The following is a 13,472-nucleotide window of genomic DNA, read 5'->3' as shown; positions in this document are numbered from 1 at the left end:
AGTTGTAAGACAGGACGATTTGACAACAATGAAGTGGTATAGGATAAAGCATAATGGTTCATTTTCCCTTATTATAATAACAGAATAAGGAGGATGATGACATGGAAAATCTGATGAATAAATCAATCCAAACGTACGAAGAGGAAGGATACACAATCATTTCAGGAAAGCTAGGGCAAGCGGATTTGACACCAATGAGGTCCGTGCTGTCCCGAGCTGTAGATGAAGCGGCTGCGAAGTTGGTGCAGACGGGGCAGATCGAGCATGGCTATGAACAATTGCCGTTCGAGAAGCGCTGGCCCGCCGTATCTGAGGCTGCTGACGGCCGAGGCGGCATTAACTGGGAGAAGGATATATTCACACGCGAACTGTACGAGCTGGCCACCCATCCGACTATTATTAATACGTTGAGACCGCTGCTTGGCGAAGATATCATTTTTAACGGAGACTTTCATATACGTCCCAAATTACCGGGCAGCAATTATTTCCCATGGCATCAGGACAGCCAGTATTACGGCTTACCTACCGGTGAGATGCATATTATTACGGTGTGGATACCGTTTGTCGATGTGAATGAACATAATGGGTGCTTGTCTATGATGCCAGGAAGTCATACGTGGGGCGGTGTCATGGCGAGTGGAAGAGATGCCAAAGGGGAGATGCAGCCAGATAGCGACCCGGCGGAGCGCGGGACAGAGATAACAGTTCCGATGCAAGCGGGGGACATGGCGCTGTTCCATAATCTTACCTATCACCGCAGCTTGCCGAACTCATCCGATGGGGCACGTTGGTCCGTCGATTTACGCTATAGCGCGGCACCTCGTGAAGACATGTCTGCGGCGGAGAAAGAGGGGTACGCGTTTTTCTTGGGCAAGCTGCAGGGCATGGGCTTCCTTACGTTCACGGCGGCTGGCCAGAATAAGGAATCCTGGGAAGAAGTTGAAGGCAAATTCCGTGCGTTGCAAGAGGGTAGGAAGAAGTAAACACTACCGGTATATTGATTATAGGCTGTCCTAAATGTAGATTCTTCTACTTTAGGGCGGCTTTATTTTTATAGCATAGTTTTAATGTGAAGAGGGTCGAATAAAGCACGGCAGTCTAGGACTTTGTTGTCCATGGCTGCCGTTTTTAATTGGTCAGCCTCCATTTTGTACATTAAATAATTACCAAATTATTTTAATAAATTACATTTTATAAAAATTTCTAAAACGTATAATTACCTACATGAGACATCGCAAGAACAACTGAATGGGAAGCGAGATGATAAAAGTGAAAGCGGTTTTAAGCAGCTATAGAGAAAATGTTAAAACTACGAAGAAAAACAAATTCCTACAGCATATCAGAAGAGATGCGCTCTTATATTTACTCTTACTGCTGCCGATGGCGTATATCGCGATATTTAGATATGCCCCCATCTATGGCGTGGTGATGGCTTTTCAAGACTATAACATCTTCGAGGGAATTAGCGGTAGTGAGTGGGTTGGCTTGGATGTCTTCAAATTCATTTTCGAGCAAAATAGCTTCTACCGTGCACTGAAGAATACGCTTGTTTTAAACTTTCTGGATCTGGTTGCTGGTTTCCCGGCACCTATTATACTGGCTATTCTGATAAACGAAATTCGGCATGTCAGATTTAAAAAAGTAACCCAAACGATCCTCTATTTACCCCATTTCTTATCCTGGGTCATTATTGGCGGTATGGTCTACCTGATGTTTTCATCGGGCGGTATGGCGAATAGTGTCCTATCTAGTCTTGGTCTTGGTAACATTGAGTTTCTTTCTCAGAAAACCAACTGGCTAATCATGTATTTAGCAATTGGTGTGTGGCAAAGTGCAGGATGGGGAACAATCATCTATTTAGCTTCAATCATTGGTATTAATAAAGAATTATATGAGGCTGCAGATATGGATGGGTGCAGTAGACTTCGCAAAATATGGCATATTACGTTGCCTGGCATGAAGCCGACCATTATTATTTTGCTTATTTTGCAAATTGGCAGAATGATCTCGATTGGATTCGATCGGCCATTTGTTATGGGGAATTCCTTGGTAAGTGAATACTCCGATGTTATTAGTACATTTGTTTACCGAATCGGGATTGGGTCTGGGGATTTCTCGCAGGCAACAGCAGTAGGCTTGTTTCAATCGGTAGTCGGATTAGTATTTTTATTGGCAGCCAATTATATTGCCAAAAAAATTGGTGAGCAGGGAATTTGGTAAGGAGCTGAGCTTGTTGATGAGGAAGAAGAGAATTAATTTCGTTGATTTAGGTATTATCGTATTCATTATTGGTGTATCTATTACCTGTCTTGTTCCATTTCTATATATGATTGCGCTTTCGCTAAGTTCAAATAGTGCGATTACGTCACAGAAAGTCACACTTTGGCCGGTAGAATTTACACTTGAAACCTATAAAACGATCTTGAGTGATGTCGAGATGATCTATACACTGGGGTATTCCATTGTACTTACTATTATCTTTACAGTCGTTTGTATGTTTTTAACAATTTGTGCAGCGTATCCGCTTACAAAGAAGAGATTGAAGGGAAGAAGCTTCTTTCTATCGGTCTTGGTCATTACCATGTACTTCAGCGGTGGACTAATTCCAAGCTATATGTTGGTCAAAAATTTAGGCATGATGAATTCCATCTGGAGCTTAATTTTGCCTGGTGCGATGAGTGTGTTCAATTTAATTATTCTAAAAACCTTCTTATCATCACTTCCAGAAAGTCTGGAAGAATCGGCATCCATGGATGGTTGTAACGAACTAGGTATCCTATTTCGAATTGTTCTTCCGCTTTCTTTACCGTCTATCGCAACGTTAAGCCTCTTTTACGCGGTGGACAGATGGAATGGATTCCAAGATGCACTCTTTTATATAACCGATAAGAATTTGTATCCGATGCAATTAAAGCTGTACCAAATTATCACGGCGAATCAACAACTAGATACCCAGCAAGGTGAAGGCAGTGTCGGTGCTTATATTGTTCCGGAGTCATTGAAAGCGGCCAGTGTCATGTTTGCAACCGTTCCCATCTTAGTAGTGTACCCAAAACTTCAGAAATATTTTGTGGATGGTGTCATGACGGGGGCTATTAAGGGCTGAGAAATAGGTTACACCAAGAAGTTGTTTGTCCAAAAGCATGAAAGGTGGTGAATCTGTTACCGATCAGCTAGGATTAGATCATTATGTGAACGCGATACGAAATGACTATGAGATAAAGGTGAGGTTGAACGATGAAAATAAAAAAAATGATGGTTATATTGCCAGTTTTGACACTACTCACTAGTGGATTAGCTGGATGTAGCAGCGATAATAAAAATGCAAGCGAAGCAACGACAGCGGCAACTACGGCAGGGGCAGCTTCAGCAAAGCCATCAGGACCACCGACAACATTAACAGTTGAGATATTTGATAGAGGTATTCAGGGACAGCCTGATCTGAACAATAATACGTGGACAAGGTATATCAATGATAATTTTGGTAAGCAAAATAATGCGATTGTAAAATTTGTTCCGGTTCCGAGATCACAGGAAATTGATAAGCTCAATGTCTTGATGGCAGCCAATGAGGCGCCTGATATTTCTTTTACCTATGACAGCCCGACCATCTCCAGATATTCAAAAGTAAATGGAATCCTTCAACTAGATGATTTGTTAGCTAAGCATGGTAAGGAATTGACGAATTATTTAGGGAAGACCGTTCTTTCTTATGGACTCTTTAATGGAAAACAAATGGCGATCCCTGCCAAAAGAACGTCGCTAGCATGGGGCGGTATGTTCATTAGAAAGGATTGGCTAGATAAATTAGAGATGCCGGTTCCGACTACGAAAGATGAATTATATAATACGCTAATCGCGTTCCGAGATAAGAATCCAGGCGGCGTGAATGGTGTGATTCCATGGGGATTGGCAGCAACTGGCTTTAATTATAATACGGGAAATCTAAGCGAATCTTTCTGGGGAAAACAGACAGAGGAGGAATTCGTTACAGCTCCGAACTGGTTAAAACCGGGAAATAAAGATGGATTAAAGTTTCTCAACAAGCTCTACAATGAGAAATTAATCTCCCCTGATTTTGCGTTAGACAAAACAGCCAAACAAGCGGATGCCGATGTGACTAACGGTAAAGTCGGATTCTTCAGTGCAAACTGGGATTATCCATTACGTCAGAATATCAGTGTACCTTTAAAAACAAATGTGCCTAACGCAAGTTTTGTACCTGTTGATGTGTTTAAGAATTACGAAGGGAAATATAAGAAAATTGCGTACAATGAAAATGGCGTGAATGTCTTTATCCCTAAAAGCAGTAAAAATGCAGAGTTGGCTATTAAATATCTAAACTGGATGTCCGATCCTAAAGTATTATTCTTCCTACAATACGGACTTGAAGGTGTCAATCATAAGATGGTCGATGGTATTCCACAAGTGATTAATCAAACAGGCGACAATATGCAAACCAGCTATCTCAATCTGGATCTTACCTTGGTTGTTAATGGTGTTGAGCTGGGTGATCAGCAGAAGAATATTAAAGCTCTAGCGGCGTCGGCGCCAGGACTCGAAGCAGTTGCCGAACAATCCTACAAAATAAACACGACGGACACGTACACAGGTTATTTCTTTGATACGCCAAGTGAATCCAATATTAAGTTCGGTAAAACACTTGGAGATATGAACAAACAAATGACAGATAAACTTATCGTTTGCAAGCCAGCTGAATTCGATGCTTTGTACGATAAGCTAGTTGCTGAATATATGGCAGCAGGCGGGCAGGCAGTCATGGATGAGAATGTGAAGATCTACAAAGCGATGCAAGCAAATAAGAAGTAGTAGTGAAGTAAAAGCCTATGGACATAACACCGTTATGTCCATAGGTCTTTGTGATAGAATACTAGCTGACTTGTTATCTGGTTGGTAAAGGGTTAATATTTGTTGAATATGGGACATCGGATCAAGGAGGTACTTATGTATAGTGTAATTATTGTAGATGATGAACCATGGGCGATTAAAGGAATACGGAATGCGTTTGATTGGGAAAAATACGGATTTGAAATCACAGGTCAATTTACAAGTGCCCATAAAGCCATTGAATTTATAGGTGAAGCGAGTCCTGATCTCGTTATTACAGATATAAGAATGCCTGAAATATCCGGTCTTGATCTAATGAAGAGGACCAAAGAAATGGGATTGGATGTTGACTTTGTTGTTGTAAGCGGTTTCGCTGAGTTTGCTTATGCGCAGGAGGCACTTCGATACGGTGCGCTAGATTATTGCCTAAAACCGTTAGATATTGAGATGGCAGATCCGTTAATAGAAAAGCTGGCCTTGCATTTTTCGAATAAGAGAGGTGTAAGAAATAACCTGATCTTAGAGGCACTAACTTCATCGGATAAAAGTGAAATGAATCGTTTAACACACCTATTTGATACCTCAGCAAATGACTACTTTCGTGTCGTTATTATGTACGCCAACGGGGAGAATAAGCATGATCATGACCTAAAGGCTCTGCATGTTAGACCTGCGTTGGAAGTTAGTCTGGGATCAAGAAAGACACTGTATATTCTCAAAAGTGAAAGCATAACCGATTTGGATGTTCGTTTTGAATCTGCGGATTTGACGGAATTAGATGTAAAAACAGTAGGAATCAGTTCGATTTCCAATCAGTATGATCATATGGCAAAGCTAATTAAAGAAGCAGATATCGCAGCGTCAACCGTATTTTTAAATGAAGTCAATGGTAGCTATGAATATGAACAGAAGCTTAATTTGGTTAAGCCGTATATAGATGGTATTTCTACAATTATGCAAGAGAAAAAGTTTGAAGATATGGACGACATCATGGATAGGCTCATGTTGTATTTTAAACAAAATAATCTGGGGATGGGCGAAGTTGTTTATTTATGGAATCAAGTCGTCAGTAGCTTGGTTGGCAGCTATTACGAAGAACTACAAGACATGGAACTTGATTTCCTCAATTACTCGGAATTGAAAGAGCGCTTTGAAACCTTTGAGTCGTTGTGCAGTTTCTTAAATGACATTGTGAACTATCTCAAACAACTGAATTATCAGTCTACGAATGAAGGGGATAAAAACGTATATTTCAGCCAGATGGTGAAATACATCGACAATAACTTTCAGAGTGAGTTGTACCTGAAAGATTTATCTGTGAAATTTTTAATCAATCAAGTCTATTGTTGTCAACTTTTCAAGAAAAATTTAGGCAAAACCTTTTCAGAATATGTCACGGATTTGAGGATAAAAAAAGCTTGTGAGCTTTTAAAACATACGGAATGGTCCATTGATGAAATTGCAGCAAAAGTAGGCTATATGGATTATTATTATTTCAACAAAGTATTTAAAAAGCATAGTGGGATAACACCTACGAAGTTCAGAAAGAGTTGAGGGTTGGGGTGGGGCGTTTGCAGATTAGTAGACTGAAACTAAAACATCAGATCCTACTGATATTTTTATTTTCTATTATCATTTTTACAGTAATGGAATTTTATTCCTACACTAGCTTCTATAATTTGACGCAGAACCGAGCTGCCAATTATGGGAATAAGATTATTGAACAAACGAGTCAGAAGATCAATTCCGTTTTTAATGATATAAAAGTCAGCACGAACATAGCTGTTGATAATAAAAAGGTACAAGAGTTTACTATTGTTGATGATGATTACAAGCGGAGTTTTGATATCGGCACTTATGTCATTGAACTCATGGAGTATATGAGATCCTTTAACACTTATGTTAGTGGCATCGTAATTAATGACAATCATGGACGACGCGTTCATAGTAATGGCAACCATGATATCTTTTATTCCAATCAATACGAAGCGTTTATCCGTACCTATATAAATAATTTGGATGCTGATAAAAAAGGGCAATTTACAAACATATTACAAGATGAAAAAACAGGAAGTGACTATTTCTTTTATATAGCACCCATTATTGAAGCGATTGGCGGGGTTCAATTTTCACAGCGGACAGGCTATTGTTCCATTATGGTGAATACGGACAAGCTCAAGGAGCTTGTGGAAAATACGGAGTTAACGCCGAACTCTACGTTGTACATTCTGAACAGCAACAATGAGGTCATCGTATCTAATAATGCCAATTTCCGCGGCATTTTGTACGAGGAGATACTTCCCGTAGATCGGAACCGATTAACCAACGGGGTAAAAACGACAATTAATAAGGAAGAAGTGATCGTCCAGGAAAAAGATTTGGAGCAGGCAGACGGCTGGCGTATTGTGAGTATAATCCCTGTGCAAGAGTTGACAACGGATATGCATGCGATTAAAAACATTAGTATTATAGCTGGCATTGGCATCATTGTAAGTATGCTTATTATGGGATACTTTTTCTTTAATAATCTGACACGGCCTGTCATGGGGCTTATCGCAGACATGAAGAAGATTGGTAAGCGAGATGTAGGCTTCCGAGTCAAGGTACGTTCAACGAATGAAGTTGGCGTTCTGGCCTATGACATTAATAGTATGATGGATAAAATGGAAGAGATGACAAGCGATATATTTAACACACAGATTCGACTCTATGAGTCAGAGCTCAGCAAAAAGCAGGCGGAATTCTCGGCTTTACAAAGTCAAATCAATCCGCATTTCCTGTATAATACCTTAAATTGTATAAGCAGTATCGGACTTGAATACGGCAGCAAGGAAATCGCGCAGATCACGTCGAGCATGTCCAAAATATTCCGTTATAGCATTAAGAATGACGAGCTTGTTTTAATCAGTGAAGAGATTCAATGTATCAAAGCTTATATGAACATTATCTCCATTCGATATGAGAGCAAATTTTCGATGGAAGTGGATGTTGACGAAAAGCTATTGGATATGAAAACGCCAAAAATGATCTTGCAACCCATTGTTGAAAATGCGGTCTATCACGGACTTGAACGTGTAGACGCAGGCGGACATCTACGAGTAAGCGGTCATATCGATGCGAATGGCGATGTCTGTTTTCAAGTATCGGATTCGGGATTAGGCATCGATACAGAGGGGCTCGCAAGCATTAAAGCGAAGCTGAATATGGACCATTCGGAGCGAGTGAGCAATAGCTTGGAAGGGAAAAGCATTGGTCTTTCCAATATTAACAATCGGATTAAGCTGCTGTTTGGTGAAAGCTACGGCGTAGAGATCGAAAGTCAGATGGGGACTGGCACGACAGTAATCGTGAAGATCCCGACGATATGAAAGTTAGAGCAACACTAACCACTTTAGATACAAAGTGGTTAGTGTTGCTCTTTTTTTTGTTTAAAAGGCGTATTTTTATGCTTTTTTTATACGGGTACCCTAGAATCTTTACACTGATTTTATAGGGTTCGGCGTTACAATGATTCAGGAAAGGGGGGATGGTCATGCAAAGTGATTTTTTGCTGATCGCTCCGTCTACGAAGGCAGGGGAGGACTTTATGAAACATGTAAAGTTGCTGGGTCTTCCTTTTATTGCATTAACAAATAATAAGATGGAAAGACTCAGGTTAGAAGGACAAGGAGTGAAGCAAATTATCCGTGTGGATACATCCGAGCCGGCCAAGACGATGATTCCTGACTATCCGATAGGGAACGTCATTTTGTTTGAGGAGAGCTTGCCGCTTTGCTGCCGCTATATTCAGATTTGTCGCAGCTGGACCTCGGGACGTATCTATGTGGTTACGCAAAGCACGAATCCAAGGTTGATCTACAAAGGGTTAGGTGCTGATTATGTCATTTATTCCAAAAACGGTGATGTGAAGTTCCTTCTATCATCGCTGCAAACAATAAATTAGGATCTGATCGATGTGGAGGAGGTGTGCTATGTACAACGATGTAACGATGATTTTATTAATGGCATTAACATTTTTAGGGTTTTGGGGATTTATGAAATTTTGTGAAAAAGCATAAGTGGTGAATGGTAGTGAAGCTTCAACACCTCAACATGTAGGAGGGTAATTATATGATTGTTATTGGACTCATTGCTTTAGCTATCATGGTGTATCTTGGTTTTGTCTTAGTGAAGCCAGAAAAATTTTAGAACATATGTAAGCAGGGGGAGAACCTATTATGGGAATGGGATTGTTACAAGTCATCATCACACTCGGCATTATCATGTTGTTGGTAAAGCCTGTGGGAAGTTACTTGGTGAACGTATTTGGATCTGAAAAGAGTGGCCTTGATCGTGTGTTTGCTCCAATTGAGCGTATCGGCTATCGCATTATGGGTGTTAAAGAAGAAGAAGCGATGGGCTGGAAAAAGTATGTCGGAGCCGTACTCCTAGTTAACTTTGTCATGATGATTCTGTTGTATGCTGTTTTCCGGCTGCAAGCTTATTTACCCTTGAATCCAGATGGCATTGGTAATGTGTCTCCAACGATTGCTTTTAATACAGCCATATCATTTATTACGAATACGAACTGGCAAGCCTACAGCGGTGAAAATACACTATCGTATCTTTCGCAAATGGTGGCCATTACATTCCCGATGTTTACATCGGCAGCAACGGGATTCGCGGTTGCGGTCGCTTTTATCCGTGGTCTGATCGGCCGTCAGGATAATCTCGGTAACTTCTACGTGGATATAACGCGTGTGATTTCACGTGTGTTTCTTCCACTGAGCTTCATCGTTGCTTTGATTCTCGTATTTCAAGGCATTCCGCAAACGTTGCTGGGTGCTGTTCAAGCGACAACGATTGAAGGTGCTGGACAAACCATTACGCGGGGCTTAGTAGCTTCCCTAGAATCGATTAAGCATATCGGCACAAATGGTGGTGGTTGGTTCGGTACGAACGCGGCGCATCCTTTTGAAAATCCAACACCATTCACGAATATGATTCACATCGTATGTATGATGTTGTTGCCTACTTCGCTCGTATATGCATTTGGTTTGATGATTAAGAACAAAAAGCAAGGCTGGACGATCTTCGCGGCTATGGGAATCATCTTCCTGGTTATGCTCACGACTGTGTTTTATGCGGAGTATAAAGGCATTGCAGCCGTAGATGCATTAGGTGTACACGGCAACATGGAAGGCAAGGAAGTCCGGTTTGGACTCTCCGAAACGGCCCTGTTTACAACCGTAACCACAGCTGCAACGACGGGGAGTGTCAATGCGATGCATGAATCGCTGACACCACTCGGGAGTATCGTTCCTTTTGCCGAGATGATGTTGAATAATGTGTTTGGCGGTAAAGGTGTTGGTTTGTTAAACGGTTTGCTGTACCTGATATTATCGGTATTCATCTGTGGACTAATGGTGGGTCGTACCCCAGAGTTTCTGGGGAAAAAGATCGAGGGCAAGGAAGTCAAATTAGCTGCCATTGCGATCCTGATTCATCCGCTTATCATTTTGGCGCCGACAGCATGGGCATTGATTCGACCAGAGTCCGTTACTTCCATAGCGAATCAAGGCATGCATGGCCTATCTGAAGTGCTATATGCGTTCACCTCAGGCGCGGCGAATAACGGATCTGCCTTTGGTGGTCTGAGCGCGGGCACGAACTTTTATGCCATAATGATTGGTTTGGTCATGCTGGCAGGTCGATACATCTCCATCATCGCGATGCTTGCGATCGCAGGTTCACTTGCGACCAAGCGTGTAGTTCCAGTTACGACAGGGACGCTTCGCACGAATACACCTTTATTTATGGGAATTTTAATTATGATGATTCTAGTTATTGGTGCTCTAACGTTCTTCCCGGCGCTGGCATTGGGGCCGATTGCAGAACATTTGGCTGCGCGTTAAGGATAGACGTAATAGAGAGGGAGGATTTGCATGACCGTGGAACGTAAAAAAACATTAACGAAAGAAATTGTAAATCAAGCGATCGTGGATTCGTTTAAAAAATTAAACCCTTGGGTGATGATCAAAAATCCCGTCATGTTCGTTGTTGAGGTAGGTACAGTGATTACGCTGCTGCTTTCCTTCGCTCCAGAGTTATTTGGCTCATCGGACGTTGGGCGGGGTTACAATATTACGGTGTTCCTGATTCTACTCTTCACCTTATTGTTCGCAAACTTCGCAGAAGCTTTGGCAGAAGGTCGAGGTAAGGCGCAGGCGGATTCCTTGCGGAAAACGAAATCAGATACGAAGGCTCGTCTGGTACAAAAAGATGGATCGTATAAAGAAGTGTCTTCAACAACCCTTCGTAAGGGAGATATCGTTCGTATTGAAATCGGCGAAGTTATTCCGTCGGATGGTGAAATCATTGAAGGCTTAGCTTCCATTGATGAGTCCGCGATTACAGGGGAATCTGCGCCCGTCATTAAGGAGGCAGGAGGCGATTTCTCCTCTGTAACAGGAGGAACGCGTGTAGCTTCTGACTATATCGTCGTGAAAGTTATGACGGATCCAGGCGAATCGTTCTTGGATCGTATGATTGCCCTGGTAGAAGGGGCTAAACGTCAGAAGACCCCGAATGAAATTGCCTTAACGACGCTGCTTGCCGTATTGACGTTAATCTTTCTCATCGTCATTATGACGATGGTTCCGATGGCGCAATATCTCAATGTGAAATTAGAAATTTCCACATTAATAGCTTTGCTGGTTTGTCTTATTCCGACGACCATTGGCGGCCTTTTATCTGCCATTGGTATCGCAGGTATGGACCGTGTCACACAGTTTAATGTACTCGCTATGTCGGGGAAAGCGGTTGAAGCAGCTGGAGACATCGATACGATGATACTGGATAAAACGGGGACGATTACCTTCGGGAATCGGATGGCCGCTGAGTTTGTACCGGTAGGTGGCCTGACTGCCAAAGAGGTAACTTTCGCCGCGCTGCAAGCTTCGGTGAAAGATGAAACGCCGGAAGGACGTTCCATTGTGGAACTTGCGAATAAGCTTGGTGAATCTTGGCAACCTGCAGCGTATGAAGGGGCAGAAATGATCGAGTTCTCTGCGGAAACGCGCATGTCCGGACTCAACATAGCGAATGGCACACAAATCCGTAAAGGTGCCGTTGATGCCATTAAGAAATATGTAGCTGCACTTGGCGGCAAAATTCCGACTGATTTAGAAACGATCACGAATCGTATCGCCAAAGCAGGGGGCACTCCGCTGGCTGTAGCGATTAACGAGCGGATCTATGGGGTTATTTACCTCAAGGATACGGTGAAACCGGGCTTGAAGGAACGTTTTGCTGAGCTGCGCGGAATGGGCATCAAAACCGTTATGTGTACAGGGGATAACCCGCTGACAGCAGCTACGATTGCTCTTGAGGCTGGTGTTGACGAGTTTATTGCTGAGGCGAAACCAGAAGATAAAATTGCTGCGATCAAAAAAGAGCAGCAAGAAGGCAAGTTAGTCGCCATGACGGGTGACGGGACGAATGATGCGCCTGCCCTAGCACAGGCTGACGTTGGTCTGGCGATGAACTCAGGCACGATGGCTGCCAAAGAAGCGGCCAACATGATTGATCTAGATTCCGATCCAACGAAGCTGCTATCGGTAATCTCCATTGGTAAACAACTGCTGATTACGCGTGGAGCGTTGACGACATTCTCTATCGCTAATGATATTGCCAAATACTTCGCAATCATTCCTGCGATGTTTATCCTAGCGATGCCTCAGCTGCAGTCCTTGAATATTATGAATCTGGCATCGCCGGAGTCGGCTATTTTATCCGCATTAATATTTAATGCGATTATCATCCCTCTTTTGATACCAATCGCCATGAAGGGTGTTAAATATCGGGCTATGTCAGCTAATAAACTATTATCACGGAATGTTCTGCTCTATGGTGTCGGTGGTGTGGTTGTACCGTTCATCGGAATTAAAATCATTGATCTGGTGCTTCATGGATTAAATATCGTCTAGAGAGAAAGAGAAGCGAGGAGATATCGTATGAAATCGGTTTTTATAGCATTACGTGTGTCTTTATTCTTTATGATCGTCTGTGGGCTGATTTACCCGCTTGCAACGACAGGTGTTGCCCAAGTCTTATTTCCGAAACAAGCGGACGGAAGCCTGATTGAATCGAACGGAACCGTGATTGGATCGGAATTACTGGCCCAAAGCTTCGAATCGCCAAAGCTCTTTCATCCAAGAGCATCCACAGCCAAATATGATCCGACGGCTTCGGTAGGTTCTAACTTGGCAGTAGCTTCGAGCGATTATGCAGCGGCCCTAGCCGAGAAAATTGATGCTTTGAAAAAGGAAAACCCCGCGCTAACCGAGATCCCAGCGGATTTGGTTACCATGTCGGGTTCCGGATTCGATCCGGATGTATCACCAGAAGCGGCCAAAGCGCAGGTTCCTAGAATTAGTAAGGAGACAGGGATTGCAGAGAATAAGCTGAATGATCTTGTTGACCAGTTTACTAAAGCTAGACAGCTCGGTGTTTTCGGTGAGCCAAGGGTAAATGTCATGGAATTAAATATAGAACTGCTTAAGCAAGTGAAATTGTAAGAACATGAGCAGACAGCCACTCTTGTTAGCTGAGAGTGGTTTCTGCACATTTGTAGATGGAGAACG

General features: G+C 42.4%; 11 protein-coding genes. All 11 read left to right on the top strand.

The window, feature by feature from the left end:
* The first annotated feature begins 101 nt into the window (after positions 1–101).
* The 11 genes from AC58QT_RS20760 to kdpC all read left to right on the top strand — a co-directional run bounded on the left by AC58QT_RS20760 (position 102) and on the right by kdpC (position 13,406).
* The gene (locus AC58QT_RS20760) at positions 102–983 is read left to right on the top strand and encodes a phytanoyl-CoA dioxygenase family protein (protein ID WP_497410697.1); all 882 of its coding nucleotides are present in this window, start codon (positions 102–104) and stop codon (positions 981–983) included.
* Positions 984–1,260: 277 nt separating this feature from the next.
* On the top strand, positions 1,261–2,220 hold the full coding sequence (locus tag AC58QT_RS20755) for an ABC transporter permease (RefSeq protein ID WP_497410696.1): 960 nt from the start codon (positions 1,261–1,263) through the stop codon (positions 2,218–2,220).
* A gap of 16 nt (positions 2,221–2,236) precedes the next feature.
* Positions 2,237–3,106 (top strand): carbohydrate ABC transporter permease, encoded by an 870-nt coding sequence (locus tag AC58QT_RS20750; RefSeq protein WP_497410695.1) that lies wholly within the window; start codon positions 2,237–2,239, stop codon positions 3,104–3,106.
* Positions 3,107–3,237: 131 nt separating this feature from the next.
* Positions 3,238–4,830, top strand: coding sequence for an extracellular solute-binding protein (locus AC58QT_RS20745; RefSeq protein WP_497410694.1), 1,593 nt, complete (start codon positions 3,238–3,240; stop codon positions 4,828–4,830).
* Positions 4,831–4,965: 135 nt separating this feature from the next.
* A complete protein-coding gene (locus tag AC58QT_RS20740) occupies positions 4,966–6,402 on the top strand; it encodes a response regulator transcription factor (RefSeq protein WP_497410693.1) in 1,437 nt (478 codons plus the stop codon).
* A gap of 8 nt (positions 6,403–6,410) precedes the next feature.
* A complete protein-coding gene (locus tag AC58QT_RS20735) occupies positions 6,411–8,216 on the top strand; it encodes a sensor histidine kinase (protein ID WP_497410692.1) in 1,806 nt (601 codons plus the stop codon).
* A 164-nt stretch (positions 8,217–8,380) separates the two neighbouring features.
* Complete coding sequence (locus AC58QT_RS20730) at positions 8,381–8,791, top strand: hypothetical protein (RefSeq protein ID WP_497410691.1); 411 nt, start codon at positions 8,381–8,383, stop codon at positions 8,789–8,791.
* Positions 8,792–8,958: 167 nt separating this feature from the next.
* The gene (locus AC58QT_RS20725) at positions 8,959–9,036 is read left to right on the top strand and encodes a potassium-transporting ATPase subunit F (RefSeq protein WP_379171775.1); all 78 of its coding nucleotides are present in this window, start codon (positions 8,959–8,961) and stop codon (positions 9,034–9,036) included.
* A 35-nt stretch (positions 9,037–9,071) separates the two neighbouring features.
* Entirely contained in the window at positions 9,072–10,742 is a 1,671-nt protein-coding gene (kdpA, locus tag AC58QT_RS20720; protein WP_497410817.1) for a potassium-transporting ATPase subunit KdpA, read from the top strand.
* Positions 10,743–10,772: 30 nt separating this feature from the next.
* A complete protein-coding gene (gene kdpB, locus AC58QT_RS20715; RefSeq protein WP_497410690.1) occupies positions 10,773–12,815 on the top strand; it encodes a potassium-transporting ATPase subunit KdpB in 2,043 nt (680 codons plus the stop codon).
* 27 nt (positions 12,816–12,842) lie between these two features.
* Complete coding sequence (gene kdpC / locus AC58QT_RS20710; RefSeq protein WP_497410689.1) at positions 12,843–13,406, top strand: potassium-transporting ATPase subunit KdpC; 564 nt, start codon at positions 12,843–12,845, stop codon at positions 13,404–13,406.
* Positions 13,407–13,472: the final 66 nt, after the last annotated feature.

This window comes from Paenibacillus sp. J31R109 (assembly GCF_059692055.1).
Note: the sequence above shows the minus strand (reverse complement) of the source record. Positions and strands in the feature narration are given on the sequence as shown.

Bases quoted from the DNA above. Each gene is read 5' to 3' on its own strand.
- AC58QT_RS20745 (WP_497410694.1), top strand. From the start codon at position 3,238: ATGAAAATAAAAAAAATGATGGTTATATTGCCAGTTTTGACACTACTC.
- AC58QT_RS20740 (WP_497410693.1), top strand. From the start codon at position 4,966: ATGTATAGTGTAATTATTGTAGATGATGAACCATGGGCGATTAAAGGA.
- AC58QT_RS20725 (WP_379171775.1), top strand. From the start codon at position 8,959: ATGATTGTTATTGGACTCATTGCTTTAGCTATCATGGTGTATCTTGGT.
- AC58QT_RS20730 (WP_497410691.1), top strand. From the start codon at position 8,381: ATGCAAAGTGATTTTTTGCTGATCGCTCCGTCTACGAAGGCAGGGGAG.
- kdpA (WP_497410817.1), top strand. From the start codon at position 9,072: ATGGGATTGTTACAAGTCATCATCACACTCGGCATTATCATGTTGTTG.
- AC58QT_RS20750 (WP_497410695.1), top strand. From the start codon at position 2,237: ATGAGGAAGAAGAGAATTAATTTCGTTGATTTAGGTATTATCGTATTC.
- AC58QT_RS20760 (WP_497410697.1), top strand. From the start codon at position 102: ATGGAAAATCTGATGAATAAATCAATCCAAACGTACGAAGAGGAAGGA.
- kdpC (WP_497410689.1), top strand. From the start codon at position 12,843: ATGAAATCGGTTTTTATAGCATTACGTGTGTCTTTATTCTTTATGATC.
- kdpB (WP_497410690.1), top strand. From the start codon at position 10,773: ATGACCGTGGAACGTAAAAAAACATTAACGAAAGAAATTGTAAATCAA.
- AC58QT_RS20755 (WP_497410696.1), top strand. From the start codon at position 1,261: ATGATAAAAGTGAAAGCGGTTTTAAGCAGCTATAGAGAAAATGTTAAA.